This window comes from Streptomyces sp. ERV7 (assembly GCF_001653515.1).
Lineage (GTDB): Bacteria > Actinomycetota > Actinomycetes > Streptomycetales > Streptomycetaceae > Streptomyces.
This window is the reverse complement of record NZ_LYOY01000051.1, coordinates 111,916-133,163: the sequence shown is the minus strand read 5'-3', so window position 1 is coordinate 133,163 and position 21,248 is coordinate 111,916. Positions and strand designations below refer to the sequence as shown.

At 71.3% G+C, this 21,248-nt stretch carries 19 protein-coding genes and 1 pseudogene; 7 read left to right on the top strand and 13 right to left on the bottom strand.

Annotation, left to right across the window (positions count from 1 at the left end; all coding sequences use genetic code 11):
- Positions 1-76: 76 nt before the first annotated feature.
- On the top strand, positions 77-646 hold the full coding sequence (locus A8W25_RS23475) for a DUF742 domain-containing protein (RefSeq protein ID WP_067164656.1): 570 nt from the start codon (positions 77-79) through the stop codon (positions 644-646).
- Positions 627-1,208, top strand: coding sequence for a GTP-binding protein (locus A8W25_RS23470; protein ID WP_031229389.1), 582 nt, complete (start codon positions 627-629; stop codon positions 1,206-1,208). Before A8W25_RS23475 ends, A8W25_RS23470 begins: the two co-directional genes overlap by 20 nt.
- Positions 1,209-1,351: 143 nt before the next feature.
- Here A8W25_RS23470 and A8W25_RS23465 read toward each other — a convergent pair whose 3' ends face one another.
- The 3 genes and pseudogenes from A8W25_RS23465 to A8W25_RS23455 form a co-directional block, all read right to left on the bottom strand.
- Positions 1,352-1,558: an acyl-CoA carboxylase subunit epsilon gene (locus A8W25_RS23465; RefSeq protein ID WP_067164654.1), complete on the bottom strand. Its 207-nt coding sequence runs from the start codon at positions 1,556-1,558 to the stop codon at positions 1,352-1,354.
- Between the two features lie 12 nt (positions 1,559-1,570).
- On the bottom strand, positions 1,571-3,154 hold the full coding sequence (locus A8W25_RS23460) for an acyl-CoA carboxylase subunit beta (protein ID WP_067164652.1): 1,584 nt from the start codon (positions 3,152-3,154) through the stop codon (positions 1,571-1,573).
- Between the two features lie 154 nt (positions 3,155-3,308).
- Positions 3,309-4,181: pseudogene (locus A8W25_RS23455) on the bottom strand (polysaccharide lyase family 8 super-sandwich domain-containing protein); the annotation flags it as partial.
- 25 nt (positions 4,182-4,206) lie between these two features.
- Between A8W25_RS23455 and A8W25_RS35090 the strand changes: the two are divergent.
- From A8W25_RS35090 to A8W25_RS23445, 3 genes are all read left to right on the top strand, one after another.
- Positions 4,207-4,332 carry a zinc-binding dehydrogenase gene (locus tag A8W25_RS35090; protein ID WP_420708515.1) on the top strand — a complete coding sequence of 42 codons (126 nt, stop codon included), beginning with the start codon at positions 4,207-4,209 and terminating at the stop codon, positions 4,330-4,332.
- Positions 4,329-5,054 (top strand): GNAT family N-acetyltransferase, encoded by a 726-nt coding sequence (locus A8W25_RS23450; protein ID WP_067164649.1) that lies wholly within the window; start codon positions 4,329-4,331, stop codon positions 5,052-5,054. The genes A8W25_RS35090 and A8W25_RS23450 overlap by 4 nt, the downstream gene beginning before the upstream one ends.
- Before the next feature lie 116 nt (positions 5,055-5,170).
- Positions 5,171-5,608: an STAS domain-containing protein gene (locus tag A8W25_RS23445; protein ID WP_234386561.1), complete on the top strand. Its 438-nt coding sequence runs from the start codon at positions 5,171-5,173 to the stop codon at positions 5,606-5,608.
- Here A8W25_RS23445 and A8W25_RS23440 read toward each other — a convergent pair.
- Positions 5,571-7,973, bottom strand: a complete 2,403-nt coding sequence (locus A8W25_RS23440; protein WP_234386560.1) for an alpha-mannosidase — start codon at positions 7,971-7,973, stop codon at positions 5,571-5,573. The two genes, A8W25_RS23445 and A8W25_RS23440, sit on opposite strands and share 38 nt — an antisense overlap.
- Positions 7,974-8,002: 29 nt before the next feature.
- On the opposite strand from A8W25_RS23440, the gene coaA reads away from it, so the two are divergent.
- Positions 8,003-8,989, top strand: a complete 987-nt coding sequence (gene coaA, locus A8W25_RS23435) for a type I pantothenate kinase (protein ID WP_067164647.1) — start codon at positions 8,003-8,005, stop codon at positions 8,987-8,989.
- A gap of 92 nt (positions 8,990-9,081) precedes the next feature.
- Here coaA and glmM read toward each other — a convergent pair whose 3' ends face one another.
- The 9 genes from glmM to ureA all read right to left on the bottom strand — a co-directional run bounded on the left by glmM (position 9,082) and on the right by ureA (position 19,811).
- The gene (glmM, locus tag A8W25_RS23430; RefSeq protein ID WP_067164645.1) at positions 9,082-10,440 is read right to left on the bottom strand and encodes a phosphoglucosamine mutase; all 1,359 of its coding nucleotides are present in this window, start codon (positions 10,438-10,440) and stop codon (positions 9,082-9,084) included.
- Between the two features lie 131 nt (positions 10,441-10,571).
- Entirely contained in the window at positions 10,572-11,090 is a 519-nt protein-coding gene (gene rpsI / locus A8W25_RS23425; protein ID WP_067164643.1) for a 30S ribosomal protein S9, read from the bottom strand.
- A gap of 44 nt (positions 11,091-11,134) precedes the next feature.
- On the bottom strand, positions 11,135-11,578 hold the full coding sequence (rplM, locus tag A8W25_RS23420) for a 50S ribosomal protein L13 (protein WP_067164642.1): 444 nt from the start codon (positions 11,576-11,578) through the stop codon (positions 11,135-11,137).
- Positions 11,579-12,264: 686 nt separating this feature from the next.
- A complete protein-coding gene (gene cimA, locus A8W25_RS23415; RefSeq protein WP_067164640.1) occupies positions 12,265-13,905 on the bottom strand; it encodes a citramalate synthase in 1,641 nt (546 codons plus the stop codon).
- 283 nt (positions 13,906-14,188) lie between these two features.
- Positions 14,189-15,568: an MFS transporter gene (locus A8W25_RS23410; protein WP_067164638.1), complete on the bottom strand. Its 1,380-nt coding sequence runs from the start codon at positions 15,566-15,568 to the stop codon at positions 14,189-14,191.
- Positions 15,569-15,659: 91 nt separating this feature from the next.
- Positions 15,660-16,277, bottom strand: a complete 618-nt coding sequence (locus tag A8W25_RS23405; RefSeq protein ID WP_067164637.1) for a TetR/AcrR family transcriptional regulator — start codon at positions 16,275-16,277, stop codon at positions 15,660-15,662.
- Positions 16,278-16,294: 17 nt separating this feature from the next.
- Entirely contained in the window at positions 16,295-17,347 is a 1,053-nt protein-coding gene (locus A8W25_RS23400) for an agmatine deiminase family protein (protein ID WP_067164635.1), read from the bottom strand.
- 20 nt (positions 17,348-17,367) lie between these two features.
- Positions 17,368-19,101: an urease subunit alpha gene (locus tag A8W25_RS23395; protein ID WP_067164633.1), complete on the bottom strand. Its 1,734-nt coding sequence runs from the start codon at positions 19,099-19,101 to the stop codon at positions 17,368-17,370.
- Positions 19,098-19,811, bottom strand: a complete 714-nt coding sequence (ureA, locus tag A8W25_RS23390) for an urease subunit gamma (protein ID WP_067164631.1) — start codon at positions 19,809-19,811, stop codon at positions 19,098-19,100. The genes A8W25_RS23395 and ureA overlap by 4 nt, the downstream gene beginning before the upstream one ends.
- Before the next feature lie 146 nt (positions 19,812-19,957).
- Here ureA and A8W25_RS23385 point away from each other — a divergent pair, with 146 nt between their 5' ends.
- On the top strand, positions 19,958-21,229 hold the full coding sequence (locus tag A8W25_RS23385) for a cytosine permease (protein ID WP_079126330.1): 1,272 nt from the start codon (positions 19,958-19,960) through the stop codon (positions 21,227-21,229).
- The last annotated feature ends 19 nt before the right edge of the window (positions 21,230-21,248 follow it).

The window sequence follows — 21,248 nt, the reverse complement described above, 5'->3', positions numbered from 1 at the left end:
GTTTCTCGCCACCGCGCCATAGGGTGCGGTGGCGCGGTCCCACAGGAACGGGCGACCGGCAGTCGGAGGAGGAAACGTGACAACACCCCCAGGCGGACACCCATACAGCGGTGGCCAGCAGTCTCCGGGTGAGCACGGGCAGAACCGGTTCAACTTTCCCTCCGCCCCCAGCAGAAGCGGCCAGGGCCAGCACCCGTACCAGCAGCCCCACCGTCAGCCGGGCCCGTACGACCAGCCGCCGCAGCCCCGCATCGAGCCGGTGCAGCCGCGGCAGACCCCCCAGCCTTCCCCGGCGGGCGGTACGCACAACCCCCTTGTGCGTCCGTACGCCATGACCGGCGGCCGCACCCGGCCGCGCTACCAGCTCGCCATCGAGGCGCTGGTGCACACCACGGCGGAACCCGCCCGGCTGCAAGGGCAGTTGCCCGAGCACCAGCGGATCTGCCATCTGTGCCGTGAGATCAAGTCGGTCGCCGAGATCTCGGCACTCCTCTCCATTCCCCTCGGCGTTGCCCGGATCCTCGTCGCCGACCTGGCGGAGGCCGGACTTGTCGCCATCCACCAGCCCGGCGGCGACGAGTCCGCCGGCGGCCAGCCAGATGTGACACTGCTCGAAAGGGTGCTCAGTGGACTTCGCAAGCTCTAGCGGCGGTGCTGCCCGCTCCACTACTTCCGCGAAGATCGTGGTGGCGGGCGGCTTCGGCGTGGGCAAGACCACGTTCGTCGGCGCGGTCTCGGAGATCAACCCCCTGCGTACCGAGGCCGTCATGACGTCCGCTTCCGCGGGCATCGACGACCTCACGCACACGGGCGACAAGACGACCACCACGGTCGCGATGGACTTCGGCCGCATCACGCTCGACCAGGACCTGATCCTGTACCTCTTCGGTACGCCGGGCCAGGACCGCTTCTGGTTCATGTGGGACGACCTGGTGCGCGGCGCGATCGGCGCCGTCGTGCTGGTGGACACCCGCCGTCTCGCCGACTGCTTCCCGGCGGTCGACTACTTCGAGAACAGCGGCCTCCCGTTCGTCATCGCCCTGAACGGCTTCGACGGCCACCAGCCATACACCCCCGACGAGGTCCGCGAGGCCCTGCAGATCGGCCCGGACACCCCGATCATCACCACCGACGCCCGCCACCGCGCGGACGCCAAGAGCGGTCTGATCACCCTGGTCGAGCACGCCCTGATGGCGCGCCTGCGGTAGCCGTACGCACACCGCACCTCCCGAACGCCGGGGCCCGCCCAGGGCCCCGGCGTTCGTGGTCGCGCGAAAACCCCCGTACACACGACGAAGGCCCCGCCGCTCCACAGAGGAGCGGCGGGGCCTTCTCGCAGGCTCTCGCGGGCCTAGCCCTGCCAGGAGTGCGGGGCCCGGAAGCCCGGGGTGCGCTCCAGGCGGCGCCAGCCGGCCGTGTCGCGGCCGCGGGACGGCGCCGGGGCGGACTGGGCGGCGGCACGGGCGAGCAGGACGGCCGTGATGGCCGCCAGCTCCTCCGGCGCGGCCTCGCCCTTCTCCACGCGGAGGACGGAGGGGGAAGAAGTCGGGGTGTTCACTCGGGCTCCTCGTTACTGAGGCGGGTTGCCGTGCTTGCGGGACGGCAGGTCGGCGTGCTTGGTGCGCAGCATCGCGAGGGAGGCGATCAGCACCTCGCGGGTCTCGGCGGGGTCGATGACGTCGTCGACCAGGCCCCGCTCGGCCGCGTAGTACGGGTGCATCAGCTCGGCCTTGTACTCCTTGACCATGCGCACGCGCATCGCCTCGGGGTCCTCGGCCTCCGCGATCTGCTTGCGGAAGATGACGTTGGCGGCACCTTCGGCGCCCATCACCGCGATCTCGTTGGTCGGCCAGGCGTAGGTGAGGTCGGCGCCGATGGACTGGGAGTCCATGACGATGTACGCCCCGCCGTAGGCCTTGCGCAGGATCAGCGAGATCCGGGGCACGGTCGCGTTGCAGTAGGCGTACAGCAGCTTGGCGCCGTGCCGGATGATTCCACCGTGCTCCTGATCGACACCGGGCAGGAAGCCGGGCACGTCCAGAAGGGTGACGATCGGAATATTGAAAGCATCGCACATCTGGACGAAACGGGCGGCCTTCTCCGAGGCCTCGATGTCCAGGACGCCCGCGAGCGACTGCGGCTGGTTGGCCACGATGCCCACGACCTGGCCGTCGAGCCGGGCCAGCGCACAGATGATGTTGCGGGCCCAGCGCTCGTGGATCTCCAGGTAGTCGCCGTCGTCGACGAGCTCCTCGATCACCTTGTGCATGTCGTACGGGCGGTTGCCGTCGGCGGGCACCAGGTCGAGCAGCACGTCGCCGCGCCGGTTCGCCGGGTCCTCGCTGGGGTGCGACGGCGGGTTCTCGCGGTTGTTGGACGGCAGCATCGACAGGAGGTAGCGCACCTCCTGGAGGCAGCTCTCCTCGTCGTCGTACGCGAAGTGCGCCACACCGGAGGTCTCGGCGTGCACGTCCGCGCCGCCCAGGCCATTCTGCGAGATCTCCTCGCCCGTCACCGCGCGGACGACGTCCGGGCCGGTGATGAACATCTGCGAGGTCTCACGGACCATGAAGACGAAGTCGGTGAGCGCCGGGCTGTAGGCCGCGCCGCCCGCGCACGGGCCGAGCATCACGGAGATCTGCGGGATGACGCCCGAGGCCCGCGTGTTGCGCTGGAAGATGCCGCCGTAACCGGCGAGCGCCGAGACGCCCTCCTGGATACGGGCGCCGGCGCCGTCGTTCAGGGACACCAGGGGCGCACCGGCCGCGATGGCCATGTCCATGATCTTGTGGATCTTGGAGGCGTGGGCCTCGCCCAGCGCGCCGCCGAAGATCCGGAAGTCGTGCGCGTAGACGAAGACCGTACGGCCCTCGACCGTGCCCCAGCCGGTGATGACACCGTCCGTGTACGGCTTCTTGGCCTCCAGGCCGAAACCGGTCGCCCGGTGCCGCCGCAGCTGCTCGACCTCCTTGAACGAGTCCGGGTCGAGGAGCAGGTCGATCCGCTCGCGCGCGGTCAGCTTGCCCTTGGCGTGCTGCGCCTCGGTCGCGCGCTCGCTCGGCCCGCGCCGGGCCTGCTCGCGCAGGGCCAGCAGCTCGGCCACGCGGCCACGCGCGTCACTCGGCTCACCCGGGGTTTCGTCCACAACGGTCATGCATCGACCCTACGAAGCCGACCAAGAATTTCCCGCCGTCGACTCTGTACAGTCTCCGGACCGTTTTCCTGGTAGCCCTGAACAGAACAATCCCGCGATGCAGGCGAAGTGCCAGCTCAGACAGGTCCCGCGTTGTAGGGGTCCAACAAGGCGATCAGATGAGAGCCACGTCACAACGGTGGCTCGCGCCCGCTGTGCCGGGTGTGATCCGCAGCCGCAGCGCCTTGCCGGCAGCGAGGACCTCGACCGTGGAATCGGCACTGGTCACCCGTCTGACCGGACGGTTCCAGGTGACCTCGAAGGGCTGCCCGGTGCGCGGCGGCTCGCTGACCCGGAGCGTGCCCGTCACCCCTTCGCTCCGCACGAGAACGCTCGCCGGAGCCGAGACCGACAGCGGACCCGCGCTCCCAGCCTGCCAGAAGTTGGCGCACACCAGGTCCAGCGCGGGCACGGCCATGGCCTGGCAGGCGGCCGTGTTGGCCGCCACCTTCAGCCAGCCGGTATCGGCGGCGCGGGCCGCCACCGTCTGCCGCGAGGCGCCCGGCATCAGCTGATAGCTGTAGGAGGCGCCCACCGGGTCGACCCCGTGGTCCAGCCACAGCGTCTGATAGGTACGGGTGCGCCGCTCGGCGGAACTGGTGGTGTTGATGTCGCTCCACGCCCCGGTCCTGGCCTCGCGCAGGGTGTGCAGGGCGGTGGTGCCGCCGGGGAAGACCCAGCCGCCGTGCCCGTCCAGATGCGCCCAGCGGGGCCGGGCGGCCGCGTCCAGGGCGAAACCGCTGCTCCCGCCCTCCCCCAGGTTGCGATTGTCGACGACGGTCTCGACCCGTACGCCGTCACTCGCGGTGATCCCGGCACCGAGACAGATGACCGTCCCGGCCGTGCAGAACCAGGACTTGCGCGCCTCCAGGGTCGAGCCGAGCCCCTTCAGATGCTGGCCGACGGCCCCGAACTCCCCGTCGCCCACCCCGCCCACCCACCGCACCCGGCTCGGCGGCTCGCCGGTCCGGCGGGCCCGTACGTCCGCGGTGCTCGACGAGGTGGCGCGGCTGGTGACGAGCGGGGCGCTGCGTCCCTTCGTCACGGCGACGTTTCCGCTGGAGCGGGCGCCCGAGGCGCTGCGCGCGGTCGAGGACGGCCATGTGCGCGGCAAGGTCGTGATCGAGGTGGCGGCGTGAGCGCACCGCATCCCCTGGACAACCCCGCCCGTTCCTCCCTGACCGGGCCGCACGCCCACTTCGCCGAGCGCCTGGGGCGGGTGCTGCGCTATCCGCCCGAGGTGACGCCCTGGCTGGCGCTCCCGGACGACCCGGGGCCCGAGGACTGGGCCGACGTCGCCGCGCTGACCGGCCCCGGCGGCGAGGTGCCGCTGCTCGGGACGACCCATCTGCCGCCTGCGGGCTGGGAGCTGACGTTCACCACGGACGGCGTGCAGTTGGTGGACGACGGGGTCGTCGCCCGCCCGTTCGACGAGGCGGTCACGCTGACCGCCGCCGACGTGCCCGAGATGCTGGAGCTGGTGGAGCGGACCCGGCCGGGCCCGTTCCTGCCGCGCACCATCGAGCTCGGCACCTATCTGGGCGTGCGCAGGAACGGCGCCCTGGTGGCGATGGCGGGCGAGCGGCTGCACCCGCCGGGCTGGACGGAGATCAGCGCGGTCTGCACCGACGACGCCTTCCGCGGCCAGGGCCTGGGCACCCGGCTGATCCTGGCGGTCGCGGCGAACATCCGGGACCGTGGCGAGCGGCCCTTCCTGCACACGGGTGCGCGCAACGCCTCCGCCATCCGCCTCTATGAGTCCCTGGGCTTCCGGATCCGCCGTACCACCCGGTTCATGGCAGCCCTGGTGCCGGACGACGAACTGGCAAGCACCGCCACATCACTTCACTCGATCGAGTGATGAAACGGTCGTGTGAATTGTTTCTGCACTTCTGGCACTCCGGCTAGCGTCTAACGTTCCCCCCGGCGGCCCTAGCCCCCGGCCGTCCCGTCATCGCTGCCTTTGGGGGAGGGACAGTGCGCCGCAACGAATACGTCGACGACGGCCCGCGAGAGCTGGTGCCGGCCTCCCGCCCGCACCACGGGCGGCCGCTCCTGCGGGTCCACACCCGTGCCGGAGTGACCGTCGCCGAGCTGCACGGCGAGATCGACATCCAGGCCGTCCAGGCGCTGCGGCCGCGCCTGGACGCCCTCACCGGGGACGGGGTGGGCGCGCTGGCCGTGGACCTGCGCCCCATCCGGTTCCTGGACTGCTCGGGCCTCGCCCTGCTGGTGCGGGCCCACCGCAGGGTCACCGAACGGGGCGGCTCCTGGGCGCTCGTCTGCGACCATCCGCTGACCCTGCGGATCCTGCGGATCACCGCCCTCACGGCCGTCCTGGGGCCTGCCCCCACGCTGGAGCAGGCCCTGGCATCCGTCAGGCCCCCGGACGGGTCCGCGCCAGGCGGAGAGTGACCAGCTCGAAGGGCCGCAGGGTCAACCGCACGGCGCCGTCGGCCAGTTCGGGCCGCACGCCCTCGGCGAGCGGCCGCTCCAGCAGGTCCGTCGCCACTACCGCGGTCGCCTCGAAGCCCGGGGTGAGCCGGGCCCGGGCCCGGCCGCCCCGCGACTCGTAGACCCGTACGACCACGTCGCCGCTGCCGTCGTCCGCGAGCTTCACCGCGCTGACGACCACCGCGTCCTCGTCGACCGACACCAGCGGCGCCACCTCCGCCCCGCCCGCGACCCGCCGCTCCGGCAGATTGACGCGGTAGCCCTCGCGCACCGCGTCGCCGATGGTCGCCCCGGGCACCAGCGCGTGCCGGAAGCGGTGCAGCCCCTGGTCGGTCTCGGGGTCGGGGAAGCGCGGGGCGCGCAGCAGCGAGACACGGACCGTGGTGGTCGTGCCCGGGCCCTCGGCGCCGTCGCGCACGGTCCGGGTCACGTCGTGCCCGTACGTGGAGTCGTTGACGAGGGCGACGCCCCAGCCGGGCTCCTCCAGATGGACGAAGCGGTGGTTGCAGGCCTCGAACTTGGCCGCCTCCCAGCTGGTGTTGGTGTGGGTCGGCCGGTGGACATGGCCGAACTGGGTCTCCGACGCGTACCGCTCGGCGTGGATGTCCAGGGGGAACGCGGCCTTGAGGAACTTCTCGGTCTCGTGCCAGTCGACCTCGGTGTCGATGTCGAGCCGCTGGGCGCCGGGGGCGAGGCTGAGCAGCTGGGTGACCTGGGAGTCGCCGAAGCGGCGGACGATCCGGACGGCGGCCACGCCCGCGTCCTCCACCGCGACGAGCTGGTCGAGGTCCGTCAGATCCGTCACCGTGTTGCGGTAGAACGCGTCCACGTCCCACGCGTCCCACATGTTCGGGAAGTCGGGGTGGATCTGGAGCAGGTTGGCGGCCTCGCCGGGGGCGACGCTCTCGCGCCCGGCGCCGATGTCGTACGCGGAGACCACCAGCCCCCGGGCGTCGATCTCCACCCTCAGCAGCCCGTTCTCCAGGACGAAGCCGCCGCCCTCGCGCGGGGCGGCGCGGCTCACGCCGGTGCGCAGGGCGGGTCCGGCGGCGCCCGCCGCGACCCCGTCGCGCGCGTGGGGCGCGGAGTTGAAGACCAGGGTGACGCCCGAGGGACTCTCGCCCGCCAGCGCCCGCTGGGCGCCGCCGATGATCGCGTCCAGCTCCCGCGCGACCGCCGCATAGGTCTTCTCGGCCTCCCGGTGCACCCAGGCGATGGAGGAGCCGGGCAGGATGTCGTGGAACTGGTGCAGCAGCACCGTCTTCCAGATCCGGTCCAACTCCTCGTACGGATACGGGAATCCGGTCCGCACGGCCGCCGTCGCGGCCCACAGCTCGGCCTCGCGCAGCAGGTGCTCACTGCGCCGGTTGCCCTGCTTGGTCTTCGCCTGGCTGGTCAGCGTGGCGCGGTGCAGCTCCAGATAGAGCTCGCCCACCCACACCGGCGCGTTCGGGTACTCCGCCTGCGCCTTGGTGAAGAACTCGGCGGGGCTCGCCCACTCGACGGTCGCCGAGCCCTCCAGGCTGCGCAGCCGGGCCGCCTTGGCGATCATCTCGCGGGTGGTACCGCCGCCGCCGTCCCCCCAGCCGGTCGGGGCCAGCGAGTGCCGGGCGGCGCCCTTGTCCTTGAAGTTGCGGGCGGCGTGGGCGATCTCGCTGCCCTTCATCGAGCAGTTGTAGGTGTCGACGGGCGGGAAGTGGGTGAAGATCCGGGTGCCGTCGATGCCCTCCCACTGGAAGGTGTGGTGCGGGAACTTGTTGGTCTGGCTCCAGGAGATCTTCTGGGTGAGCAGCCACTTGGCGCCCGCCGCCTTGATGATCTGCGGCAGTCCGGCGGCGAAGCCGAAGGTGTCCGGCATCCAGGCCTCGTCGTTCTCGACGCCGAACTCGTCGAGGAAGAACCGCTTGCCGTGCACGAACTGACGGGCCATCGCCTCCGAGCCCGGCATGTTGGTGTCCGACTCCACCCACATGCCGCCCGCGGGAACGAACCGCCCGTCGGTGACGGCCTTCTTCACGCGCGCGTAGACCTCGGGCCGGTGCTCCTTGATCCAGGCGAACTGCTGCGCCTGCGACATGGTGAAGACGAAGTCCGGCTCGTCCTCCAGGAGCGCCGTCATGTTCGACGTCGTACGGGCCACCTTGCGCACGGTCTCGCGCAGCGGCCACAGCCACGCCGAGTCGATGTGCGCGTGCCCCACCGCGCTGATGCGGTGGGCGGTCGGTCCGGCGGGCACGGCGAGGACGTCGGCGAGCTCGGCGCGGGCCGCGGCGGCGCTGCCGCCCACGTCCTGGAGGTCCACCGCGTCCAGCGCCCCACCCCCCACATCCGGCCGCCAGCCCCGACAATGGGCCTGTGATCACTTCGCCGCCACGAAGCGCCCATCGGGCGGACTCCACCCCGTACGTCGACCTGACCCGCAAGGAGTGGAGCGCGCTGCGGGACAAGTCGCCGCTGCCACTGACCGCCGAGGAGCTGGAGCGGCTGCGCGGACTCGGCGACGTCATCGACCTCGACGAGGTACGGGACATCTATCTGCCGCTGTCCCAGCTGCTCAACCTGTACGTCCAGGCCACCGCCGAGCTGCGCGGCTCCCTCAACCGGTTCCTCGGCGACGCGGGCAACGGGCACGGCGCCCAGCGCGGCACCCCGTTCGTCATAGGCGTCGCCGGATCCGTCGCCGTCGGCAAGTCCACGGTGGCCCGCCTCCTCCAGGCGATGCTCGCCCGCTGGCCCGAGCACCCGCGCGTGGAGCGCGTCACCACCGACGGCTTCCTCTATCCGATGGCCGAGCTCCAGCGGCGCGGCCTGATGTCGCGCAAGGGCTTCCCCGAGTCGTACGACCGGCGCGCGCTGACCCGGTTCGTCGCCGACATCAAGGCGGGCAAGAACGAGGTCACCGCGCCCGTCTACTCCCATCTGATCTACGACCGGGTGCCCGGCGAGCTGCTGACCGTGCGCCGCCCGGACATCCTCATCGTGGAGGGCCTGAACGTCCTCCAGCCCGCCCTGCCGGGCCAGGACGGCCGCACCCGGGTCGGTCTCGCCGACTACTTCGACTTCAGCGTGTACGTGGATGCCCGGGCCGAGGACATCGAGACCTGGTACCTGAATCGTTTCCGCAAGCTGCGCGAGACGGCGTTCCAGGACCCGTCCTCGTACTTCCGCAAGTACACCCAGGTCTCGGAGGAGGAGGCGCTGGACTACGCGCGCACCGCCTGGCGGACCATCAACCGGCCCAACCTGGTGGAGAACGTGGCGCCGACCCGCGGCCGCGCCACCCTGGTCGTGCGCAAGGGCCCCGACCACAAGGTCCAGAAGCTGTCCCTGCGCAAGCTCTGACCGAGCGCCTCAACACGAGTGGGCCCGCCGGGGAACTCCCCCGGCGGGCCCACTCGTTGAGCTTACGAAGCGTACGAAGTACGCAGCTGGTCCTAGCCCAGCGCGGACTTCACGACGTCCGCCAGGCGGCCCGCCACCGACCGCGCCTGGTCGATGTCGGCGGCCTCGACCATCACGCGCACCAGCGGCTCGGTGCCCGAGGGGCGCAGCAGCACCCGGCCGGTGGCGCCCAGCTCGCGCTCGGCCTCGGTGACCGCGGTGGTCAGCTCGGCCGAGGTGGCCACCCGGGACTTGTCGACGTCCGGCACGTTGACCAGGACCTGCGGCAGGCGCTCCATGACGCCCGCGAGGTCGGCCAGGGTGCGGCCGGTCGCGGCGAGGCGGGCGGCCAGCATCAGACCGGTGAGCGTGCCGTCGCCGGTGGTGGCGTGGTCGAGGATGATCACGTGGCCGGACTGCTCGCCGCCCAGCGCGTAGCCGTGCTCCTTCATCGACTCCAGCACATAGCGGTCGCCGACGCCCGTCTGGACCAGCTGGAGGCCCTCGCGCTCCATGGCGAGCTTGAAGCCGAGGTTGGACATGACCGTGCCGACGACCGCGTCGCCGCGCAGGGTGCCCGCCTCGCGCATGGCCAGCGCGAGCACGGCGAGGATCTGGTCGCCGTCGACCTCGTTGCCCTCGGCGTCGACGGCCAGGCAGCGGTCCGCGTCGCCGTCGTGCGCGATGCCGAGGTCGGCACCGTGCTCGACGACGGCGGCCTTCAGCAGGTCGAGGTGGGTCGAGCCGCAGCCGTCGTTGATGTTGAGGCCGTCCGGCTCGGCGCCGATCGTGACGATCTCGGCCCCGGCCCGCGTGAACGCCTCCGGCGAGACCCGGGCGGCCGCGCCGTGCGCCTCGTCGAGGACGACCTTCAGACCGTCGAGGCGGTTCGGCAGCACGCCGATGAGGTGGGCGACGTACTTGTCGAAGCCCTCCTCGTACGCGCGGACGCGGCCCACACCGGCGCCGGTCGGCCGCTCCCACGGCTCGCCCGTGCGGTGCTGCTCGTAGACGCGCTCGATACGGTCCTCCAGCTCGTCGGCGAGCTTGTGGCCACCGCGCGCGAAGAACTTGATGCCGTTGTCGGGCATGGCGTTGTGGCTGGCGGAGAGCATCACGCCGAGGTCCGCGCCGAGCACGCCCGTGAGGTACGCCACGGCCGGGGTCGGCAGCACACCGACGCGCAGCACGTCGACGCCCGCGCTGGCGAGGCCCGCGACGACCGCGGCCTCCAGGAACTCCCCGGACGCGCGGGGGTCGCGCCCGACCACCGCGGTGGGCCGATGGCCCGCGAAGGTACCCGCCTCGGCCAGTACGTGCGCCGCCGCGACCGAGAGGCCGAGCGCGAGCTCAGCCGTCAGATCGGCGTTGGCCACGCCGCGTACACCGTCCGTACCGAAGAGTCGTCCCACTGCTGTCCTCCATTGAGATCCGCCAGGCGCCGCACCCGGGCGCCCACCACTGGTGCCAAAAACAACGCCGCCCCGGCAGCACGAAGAGTGCTGCCGGGGCGGACGAGAGCCGTACAGGCGGCAGGCGCGATTTAGCGCTTGCTGTACTGCGGGGCCTTGCGGGCCTTCTTGAGACCGGCCTTCTTGCGCTCGACCGCACGGTCGTCGCGGGAGAGGAAGCCGGCCTTCTTCAGCGCCGGGCGGTTGTTCTCGACGTCCGCCTCGTTCAGCGCGCGGGCCACGCCGAGGCGCAGGGCGCCGGCCTGGCCGGACACGCCGCCACCCGAGATGCGGGCGATGACGTCGTAGCGGTTGTCGAGCTCGAGCACCTTGAAGGGCTCGTTGACTTCCTGCTGGTGGACCTTGTTCGGGAAGTAGTCCTCGAGCGTACGCCCGTTGATCTTCCACTTGCCGGTGCCCGGAACGATCCGGACGCGGGCGATGGCGTTCTTGCGACGGCCCAGGCCGGCGGCCGGCTGCGGGTCGCCGAAGCGGGACGCCATCGACTCGGTGGTGTACTCGCCCTCGACGGGGACCTCGGACTCGAAGGTGGTGACCTCCGCGTAGGTCTCTTCGCCCTCGACGGGGGTCTCGACAGTGGTCTCGGCCACGATGCTCCTCAGATTCTTTTCTGTCTTTGGGGGTGTGGCCGGAACTACTGCGCGACCTGGGTGATCTCGAACGGCACCGGCTGCTGGGCAGCGTGGGGGTGCTGGTCGCCCGAGTAGACCTTCAGCTTCGAGATCATCTGACGGCCCAGGGAGTTCTTGGGGATCATGCCGCGGATGGCCTTCTCGACGGCCTTCTCCGGGTTGTTCGCCAGAAGGTCGTCGTAGCGCACCGAGCGGAGACCGCCCGGGTAGCCGGAGTGGCGGTAGGCCAGCTTCTGCTCGCGCTTGTTGCCGGACAGGTGAACCTTGTCGGCGTTGATGATGATGACGAAGTCACCCATGTCCATGTGGGGCGCATACACAGGCTTGTGCTTGCCCCGGAGGAGGTTGGCAGCGGTCGTCGCCAGACGGCCCAGGACGACGTCCTGGGCGTCAATGACATGCCACTGGCGAGTGATGTCGCCGGGCTTGGGGCTGTACGTACGCACGGTCGTAGCCTTCGCTTCTTCAGTGGATGGGGTCCAGACACATTGCACCCTGAAGCGATCATGCAGCTGGGACTCACAATGCCGGGGACGCTGCCCGTATGCGAGCCACTGGTAACTGCTCCAGAGAACTACGTAATGGCCCCTCGCGTGAGAACGACCAAGCCAATACGCATAACGAACCAGAAGAATACCCGCGCTCCCCCGCGCGGGTCAAAACGACCCCGATCCGGGGGCCCGGCCTTTGCCCGCGGGCCGGTGGGACGCCCTTCCGGGGCCCGGTCTTTGCCCGCGGGCCGGTGGGACGTTCCGCACCCCGCTTTCGTGGTGACCTGCGGCCCGGTGGGGGCTGGTCGCGCAGTTCCCCGCGCCCCTAAAGGAACGGGGCTCCGCCCCGGACCCCGCTCCTCAAACGCCGGAGAGGCTGCATTTCCCGCCGGATGCCCAGCCGCTGGGGCTGACTCACTGCCGCCCGAGGGGCTGAAGGTGCCTCGGCCCGGAGGTGTCTGAGGGGCGCGGGGAACTGCGCGAGCAACCCACCACCGGAGCCGCAGGTCAACACGAAAGCGGGCCGCAGGCCCCGCAACAGTGGTCCGGGGGCGTAGCCCCCGGCAGCGCGACCCGAGCCCGCCACCCGGCCGCCCGCCCAGGGCTTGAGGGAACGGGCGGGGTGGGGGAGAGCGAAAGGGCTATTCCGTCGGCTCCACCCCAGCCCGCAGCAGCCCATACGTATACGCATCCTCCAGCGCCCCCCAAGACGCCCCGATGATGTTCGTCGCCACCCCCACCGTCGCCCACTCCCCCGACCCGTCCGTCGTCGTGATCAGGACCCGCGTCGTGGAGTCCGTGCCATGGCGGCCCTCCAGGATGCGGACCTTGTAGTCGACCAGTTCCAGCTTGGCCAGCTGGGGGTAGATGCGCTCCAGGCCGACCCGCAGCGCGCGGTCGAGCGCGTTGACCGGGCCGTTGCCCTCCGCCACCGCCACGATCCGCTCGCCCTTGGCCCACAGCTTCACCGTCGCCTCGTTGGCGTGCGTGCCGTCGGGGCGGTCCTCGACGATGGCGCGCCAGGACTCGATGCGGAAGTACTTGCGGGCCCGGCCCTCCGCCTCGGCGCGCAGGAGGAGTTCGAAGGACGCGTCGGCCGCCTCGTACGTGTAGCCCTTGAGCTCCCGCTCCTTGACCCGGGCGACGACACGGCCGACCAGCTCGCGGTCGTCGCCGAGTTCGACGCCGAGCTCCTTGCCCTTGAGCTCGATGGAGGCGCGGCCCGCCATGTCCGAGACCAGCATCCGGATGCGGTTGCCGACCAGGCCCGGGTCGATGTGCTGGTAGAGGTCCGGGTCGACCTTGATCGCCGAGGCGTGCAGTCCCGCCTTGTGGGCGAAGGCGGAGACACCCACGTACGGCTGGTGCGTCGACGGGGTCAGGTTGACCACCTCGGCGATCGCGTGCGAGATGCGGGTCATCTCGGCCAGCGCGCCCTCGGGCAGCACCTTCATGCCGTACTTCAGCTCCAGGGCCGCCACCACCGGGAACAGGTTGGCGTTGCCGACCCGCTCGCCGTAGCCGTTCGCCGTGCACTGCACATGGGTCGCGCCCGCGTCGACCGCCGCGAGGGTGTTGGCGACCGCGCAGCCCGTGTCGTCCTGGGCGTGGATGCCGAGCCGGGCGCCGGTGTCGGCGAGTACGGTGGCCACCACGGCCTGGATCTGGGCGGGCAGCATGCCGCCGTTGGTGTCGCAGAGGATGACGACGTCGGCGCCGGAGTCGCTCGCGGCCCGGACCACCGACTTGGCGTACTCGGGGTTGGCCCGGTACCCGTCGAAGAAGTGCTCGCAGTCGACGAAGACGCGGCGGCCCTGTTCCCGCAGATAGGAGACCGTGTCCCGGACCATCTCCAGGTTCTCGTCCAGCGTGGTGCGCAGGGCGAGCTCGACATGGCGGTCGTGGGACTTGGCGACCAGCGTGATCACCGGCGCGCCGGACGCCAGCAGTGCCTTGACCTGCGGGTCCGTGGCCGCGCTGCCGCCCGGGCGGCGGGTCGCCCCGAACGCCACCAGCTGGGCGTTCCTGAAGGTGATCTCCTGCTTGGCGCGGGCGAAGAACTCCGTGTCGCGGGGGTTGGCGCCGGGCCAGCCGCCCTCGATGAAGCCCACCCCGAAGTCGTCCAGGTGCCGGGCGATCGTCAGCTTGTCCGCGACGGTGAGGTTGATGCCCTCGCGCTGGGCGCCGTCGCGCAGCGTGGTGTCGAAGACGTGGAATCCATCGTCGACGCGATCGACGCGATCGACGCGATGGCTCTCTTCAGGTGCCTCGTTGGCCGTCATGCTGGTGTGACTCCTGTCGGGTGAGTGGCTCCGGATTTTCTGGCTCCACTTGCCCCCATCATCGCGTGCGGCTCGCGTCCGGCCATGGTGGGCCGGGAAACGAAAAGACCCCTCGCGGGTGCGAAGGGTCTGCGCGCGGGTCTGGGGCACGATGTCCGCTGCCGCGGGGGTTTGCCGCGGGTTCAGCGGTCACTGCGGACCGGCGCGCTGCTGTCCATAATCATCATGAAAGCGAGCACGGTCGTCAGTCTGCCACAGAGGCACCACGGGGTGGACCGGGATCTCAGGATGCGGGCACCCCGTTCCCCTGGGGCTCCGCCCCGGCGGAACGACTGACCACAGCGGGGGCAGAAGCGGAAGGCGAACCAGCACCGGCAGCACCCGTACCCGCAGGCACAACCCGCTGCAGATCGATGTCCCGTGTCTCCCTCATCGTCAGGTACACCACCAGACTCACCGCCGCGCACCCGGCCACGTACCAGTAGAACCCCGACTCCATGCCGCCCTTCTTGAACCAGAGCGCCACATACTCCGCCGTACCGCCGAACAGCGCGTTGGCGATGGCGTACGGGAGGGCCACTCCCAGGGCGCGGATGCCGGTCGGGAAGAGCTCGGCCTTCACACACGCGTTGATGGACGTGTAGCCCGTCACCACCACCAGGGCGAGCAGCGCCAGGCCGAAGGCCGGCCAGAACGTGCCCGCGTGCTTCAGCATCGTCATGATCGGCACGGTCAGGAACGTCGAGCCGACCGCGAACGTGATGAGCAGCGGACGGCGGCCGATCCGGTCCGACAGCATGCCCGCCAGCGGCTGCAGGCACATGAAGACGAACAGCGCGCAGAACGACACCAGCGAGGCCGTCGGCTTCGGCATGCCCGCGCTCTTGGAGAGGAACTTCGTCAGATACGTGGTGTACGTGTAGTACGCGACCGTGCCGCCCATCGTCAGCGCGATGACGAGGAACGCCTCCCTGCGGTGCCGCCACAGCGCCTTCAGCGTGCCCCGGTCCTCGTCCCGTGCCGCGCCGGACTCCTCGTACACCTCGGTCTCCAGCATGTTGCGCCGGAGGTAGAACACGATCGCCGCGCCCAGCGCGCCGACGACGAAGGGGATCCGCCAGCCCCAGCTGTGCAGCGCGTCCTCGGACATCGTGCGCTGCAGGACGATCAGGAGGCCGAGGCCGACGAGCTGGCCGGCGGTCATCGACACGTACTGGAAGCTGGAGGCGAAGCCGCGCCGCTCGGGGGCGGACGCCTCGGTCAGATAGGTGGCGCTGGCCGCGTACTCACCGCCCACCGACAGGCCCTGGAGGAGGCGGGCGACCAGCAGGACAGCCACTCCCCCGTATCCGGCGACGCCGTACGTCGGCGCCACCGCGATCAGGATCGCCGAGGCGGACATCAGGGTGACGGTCAGGGTCAGCGCCGCCTTGCGGCCGCGGCGGTCGCCGATGCGGCCGAGCAGCCAGCCGCCCACCGGCCGCATGAAGAAGCCGACGGCGAAGATCCCCATCGTGTTCATGAGGTTCGCGGTCTCGTTCCCCTTCGGGAAGAAGGCGTCGGCGAAGTACACCGCGAAGGTGGCGTACACGAACCAGTCGAACCACTCGACCATGTTGCCGGCCGAGCCGACCCAGATCTTCTTCCACTGCTCTCGTCCCATGGAAGATCACGGTGGCCCAGGCCGATGCGGCCGACAAGGGTCGCGGACGCAACGATAAGGCGTACTTGCGTACGTTGTGTTCAGCGCCCGGTCAGCGCCCCGGCTGATGCTCCGTCAGTGACTCGTCCACGAACTCCCGCACGTGGTCGAGGACTTGGGGCCGTCCGGTGCCGGGTATGCCGACCGCCACATGGACGCTGAAGCCGTCGAGCAGCGCCCGCAGCCGGGCCGCGAAACGGTCGGCGTCGACCGGGCGGAACTCGCCGCGCGAGACGCCCTCCGCGATGATCGCGACCAGGTCGCGGTGCCAGGCGCCCTCGATGGCGGCCTGGCGGGCGCGGGCGTCGCCGTCGGCGTTCTGCGAGCGGTTCCAGACCTCCAGCCACAGGATCCAGTGCGGATCGCGGGCCCGGTCCGGCACGTACAGGTCGACATAGGCGTCGAGCCGCTCACGGACCGTGCCGGGCCGGGAGAGCAGGGCCCGGCGCTCGGCACCGAGGCGGCCCTCGCTCCACTCCAGGGTTTCCAGGAGCAACTCGTCCTTGCTGCGGAAGTAGTAGAGGAGGTGGCCGCTGGACATTCCGACCTCGCGGCCGAGCCCGGCCATGGTCAGCCCGTCCAGACCGCCGTCCGCGATGGTGGCCATGGCGGCGGCCAGCACCTCCTCGCGCGGCGGCGCGTTCCTGCGCGCGCGGGCCGGACCGGCCATGTCCTCTGCCTCCTGGATCACACCCGGGCGGATCCCACCCTGGGCTGCTGCTGGGTGATGCAGTGGATGCCACCGCCCCCCGCGAAGATCGTACGTGCGTCGACGAGGGTCACGGTCCGCTCCGGGAACAGCCGGCGGAAGATGCCCGCCGCGTTCTCGTCCCTCGGGTCGTCGAAGCCGCACAGGACGACGCCGCCGTTGCAGAGGTAGTGGTTGATATACGAGTAGTCGACCCAGCCGTGGTCGTCGGTGAGGACGGTCGGGGCGGGGACCTCCACGACCTCGATGGTGCGGCCCCGGGCGTCGGTCTGGCCGCGCAGCAGTGCCACGTTCTCCCTGCACACCTCGTGGTCGGGGTGGGCGGGGTCCGGCTGGGTGTGGGCGACGACCACGCCGGGGCGGGCGAAGGCGGCGACGATGTCGACGTGGCCCAGTGTGCCGTAGCCGTGCGGGGGATAGTCGGCGGTCAGGCCGCGCGGCAGCCAGATCGCCTTGCGGGTGCCGAGCTTCCCGTGGATCTCCGCCTCGACCTGCTCGCGCGTCCAGCCGGGGTTGCGCTCCGGCCCCAGCTGCACGGACTCGGTGAGCAGGACCGTGCCCTCGCCGTCGACGTGGATCGCCCCGCCCTCGTTGACCAGGCGCGAGGTGTACGTACGCGCCCCGGCCAGGTCCGAGACATACGCGCCGATCTTGGCGTCGTGCTCCCAGCGGGCCCAGTCCTGGGCGCCCCAGCCGTTGAACGTCCAGTCCACGGCGGCCAGTTCGGAGCCGTTGGTCAGGAAGGTGGGGCCGATGTCACGCATCCAGGCGTCGTCGAGCTCGCGCTCCACGAGGTCGATGTCCGGGCCGAGCAGGGCGGCCGCCCCGGCGCTCTGGCCGGGGCCGCAGACGACGGTGACCGGCTCGAAGCGGCGTACGGTCCGGGCGACGGACGCCCAGGCCGCGCGCGACTCGGCGAGCTCGCCCTCGTTCGGGAAGGTGACGTTGGGGCCGGGCCACGCCATCCAGGTGCGCTCGTGCGGAGCCCACTCGGGGGGCATCCGGAAGCCGTCGGCGGCAGCGGTCGTCACAGGTGTCCTCACAGGGGTTCTCACAGGAAGTAGAGGCGGTTGAGGGAGACGGAGTCGGCGGGTTCCGAGCGCAGCGGGTCGCCGTCGAGGGTGACCAGACCGGTGCGGCCGTCCACGTCCACGGCTCCGGTGCGGGAGTTGAGGACGAGGTCGGCGGGGCCGATGCCCCGGGTGCCGCGCACGGCGACCCGGCGCCTGCGGGTCGGCATCAGATCGCTTCCCCGGTCAAGGGCGGCGCGGGCCACGAAGGCGACGGAGAGCTCGGCGGGGGTGGCGCCGTGGGCGCCGAAGAGCGGGCCGAGGACCAGCGGTTCGCAGGTCTCGGTGGCCGCGTTCGGGTCGCCCGTGACGCCCCACGCGGGGAATCCGGACTTGAGCACCATCTGCGGCTTGGCGCCGAAGTAGGCGGGCCGCCACAGCACGATGTCGGCCAGCTTGCCGACCTCGATGGAGCCGATCTCGTGCGCCAGGCCGTGGGCGAGGGCCGGGTTGATGGTCAGCTTGGCGATGTAGCGCAGCACGCGCGCGTTGTCGTCGCCCTCGCCGTCGCCCTCCAGGGGCCCGAGCTCGGCCTTCATCTTCCCGGCCATGGCGAAGGTGCGGCGCACGGTCTCGCCCGCGCGGCCCATGCCCTGGGCGTCGGAGGAGGTGATGCCGATCGCGCCCAGGTCGTGCAGCACGTCCTCGGCGCCCATCGTCCCGGCCCGGATGCGGTCGCGCGCCATGGCGGCGTCGCCGGGCAGGTCCGGCTTGAGGCCGTGTACGGAGACGATCATCCCGTAGTGCTCGGCGACCGCGTCCCGGCCGAAGGGCAGGGTCGGGTTGGTGGACGAGCCGATGACGTTGGGCACGCCCGCCATCTTCAGCACGTTCGGTACGTGGCCGCCGCCGCACCCCTCGATATGGAAGGCGTGGATGGTCCGCCCGTCGAGCACTCTGAGGGTGTCCTCCACCGACAGGCACTCGTTCAGCCCGTCGCTGTGCAGGGCGACCTGCACGTCGTGCTCCTCGGCAACCCGCAGGGCCGTGTCCAGGGCACGGGTGTGCGCGCCCATGTCCTCGTGCACCTTGAAGCCGCAGGCGCCGCCCTCGGCGAGCGCCTCCACCAGCGGGGCGCCGTCGGAGGACGAACCCCGGCCCAGGAAGCCGATGTTGACGGGCCAGGCGTCGAAGGCCGCGAAGGCGTTGCGCAGCGCCCAGGGCGAGTTGACTCCGACGCCCCACACCGGCCCGAACTCCTGGCCGATGAGCGTGGTGACACCGGAGGAGAGCGAGGCCTCCATGATGCGCGGCGAGAGCAGATGGACGTGGGTGTCCACGGCGCCGGCGGTGGCGATGAGCCCCTCGCCGGAGACGATGCTGGTCCCGGTGCCGACGACGACGTCCACCCCGTCGAGGGTGTCCGGGTTCCCGGCCCGCCCGATGGCGTGGATACGGCCCTCGCGGATGCCGATGGACACCTTGCGGATGCCGAGCACCGCGTCGATGACGACCACGTTGCTGATCACGACGTCACAGGTCTCGCGGACGGCGGCGGCCTTCAGGTGCAGCCCGTCGCGGGCGGTCTTGCCGAACCCGGCGAGGAACTCGTCGCCGGGCCGCTGGGCGTCGGACTCCACCCGGACGGTGAGCCCGGAGTCGCCCAGCCGGATCCGGTCACCGGCCCGGGGCCCGAAGACGGCCGCGTACTCGTCCGGGTCGATGTGCCGGCTGCCGGGCGCGCAGTGGTCGCTGTGGCTGCTGGGCCTGCTCATGCCGGTCCTCCTTCGGGGCTGGTGGCCTCACCGACGCCGAGGTAGCCGCAGGCGGCGGCCCGGCGCAGGGCCTCTTCCTTGGCGCCGGGCGCGTCCAGCGGCCCGTCGACGAGTCCGGCGAAGCCGATGGCGACACGGGCGCCGCCGATCGGTACGAGCCCGACCTCGCCCTCGCCGCCGGGGTCGAACCGGACCGAGGACCCGGCCGGTACGCACAGCCGCATCCCGTACGCGGCGGCGCGGTCGAAGTCGAGGCGCGGGTTGGCCTCGAAGAAGTGGAAGTGCGAGGTGACGCTGACGGGGACGGCGGCGGTGTTGCGTACGGCGAGCCGGACGGCGGGCTCCGGCTCAGGGCCCTGCGGGCCGGGCAGCACGGCGCCGGGCGCGTCCCGGCCGAGCCCGGCGGCGTCCGAGATGGGCGCCGGGACCACGGCGAGCCGCGAACCGTCGTCGAAGACGGCCTCGACGTGCACCTCGGTGACCACGTCCGCGACCCCCGGCAGGACGTCGTCGGGGCCGAGGACGCTCCGGGCCGCCGCGATCGCCTCGGCGAGCCTGCGCCCGTCGCGGGCCGCCTCGCAGACGGTGTCCGCGATCAGCGCGGTCGCCTCGGGGACGTTCAGTCTCAGGCCGCGCGCCCGGCGGGCCCGGGCGAGCTCGGCGGCGCCGAAGAGCAGCAGCCGGTCACGTTCTGTAGGGGTAAGTCGCACGCACCACACCTCCGATTAGAGCACCACTCTAACCGCACAATCACTCAACACAAGGGGTTGACGGGCCCGCCGCGCATAGCCCACATTGAACGCCACTCAAACTACCGGAACGTCGAAATCAGGCCATCGAGCGTCAGGGGCAGCCCATGCAGATCGAACAGCGCGGAGTCGACACGATCCCGGAGGCGGAACGCACCAGCGGCCCACGCGACCTGGTGTCGATCCTGCTGGGCTCCAACCTCTGTCTGGGCGTGATCGTCTTCGGCTGGCTCCCGGTCTCCTTCGGCCTCGGCTGGTGGGCGTCGGTGAGCGCGGTCGTCGCGGGCACCCTGGTGGGCACGCTGCTGACGGCCCCGCTGGCACTGGTGTCCCTGCGCACCGCGACGAACCTGTCGACGTCGTCGGGAGCGCAGTTCGGGGTGCGGGGCCGGCTGGTCGGCTCGGTGGTGGGTCTGCTGCTGTCCCTCGGCTACACCGCGCTCACCGTCTGGATCGGCGGCGACGCGATGACGGGCGTGCTGCACCGGCTCTTCGGCCTGCCCACGGGAGGACTCTCGTACGGGATCGTGTACGCGGTGCTCGCGGCGGCGACGGTGATCGGCGCGGTGTACGGGTACCGGGTGCTGCTGCGGCTGTCCCGGATCCTGGCGGTCGCGATGACGGCACTCCTGATCCTGGGCGTGGCGGCGTACGCCCCGCACTTCACGACGGCGGCGCTGCCGGACGCGGGCGGCTACCTGCTCGGCTCGTTCTGGCCGACGTGGCTGCTGGCGCTGGTGGCGGCGGGCCTGAGCGGCCCGATCGCCTTCATCACGCTCCTGGGCGACTACACGCGGTACATCTCCCCGGCCCGCCACACCCCTCGCCGCGTACTGCACGCGACCTGGCTGGGCCTGACGGCCGGACTCCTGGTGCCGCAGCTGTTCGGCACGTTCACGGCGTACGCGACGCGGGCGGCGGCGGACTACGCGGGCCCGCTGGTGGCGGCGGCCCCCGGCTGGTACCTGGTCCCGCTGCTCCTCGCGGCGTCGGCGGGCTCGGTGGGCAACGCGGGCCTCATGCTCTACTCCATGGGCCTGGACCTGGACGCGATCCTGCCGCGCGCGTCGCGTACGCAGGCGACGTTCGCGGTGGCGGCGGTCGCGACGGTGTGTGTCTTCGCGGGCCACTACGCGTGGGACGCGCAGGCGGCGATGACGTCGTTCGTGCTCCTCCTCACGGCGATAGGCACGCCGTGGGCGGTCATCACCCTGATCGGCTTCGTCCGCTGCCGCGGGGTGTACGACGCGGACGCCCTCCAGGTGTTCAACCGGCGTTCTCGGGGCGGGGCGTACTGGTACCACCCACCCTCGCGCGAAGCCCCCACTCAGCACCGCCACCTACCCCAACACCACCACCTAGTTTGCATTCCTATCTAGCTGGTGCTGGAATACACGC

Bases quoted from the DNA above. Each gene is read 5' to 3' on its own strand.
- A8W25_RS23385 (WP_079126330.1), top strand. From the start codon at position 19,958: ATGCAGATCGAACAGCGCGGAGTCGACACGATCCCGGAGGCGGAACGC.
- A8W25_RS23395 (WP_067164633.1), bottom strand. From the start codon at position 19,101: ATGAGCAGGCCCAGCAGCCACAGCGACCACTGCGCGCCCGGCAGCCGG.
- A8W25_RS23460 (WP_067164652.1), bottom strand. From the start codon at position 3,154: ATGACCGTTGTGGACGAAACCCCGGGTGAGCCGAGTGACGCGCGTGGC.
- A8W25_RS23405 (WP_067164637.1), bottom strand. From the start codon at position 16,277: ATGGCCGGTCCGGCCCGCGCGCGCAGGAACGCGCCGCCGCGCGAGGAG.
- cimA (WP_067164640.1), bottom strand. From the start codon at position 13,905: ATGACGGCCAACGAGGCACCTGAAGAGAGCCATCGCGTCGATCGCGTC.
- A8W25_RS23410 (WP_067164638.1), bottom strand. From the start codon at position 15,568: ATGGGACGAGAGCAGTGGAAGAAGATCTGGGTCGGCTCGGCCGGCAAC.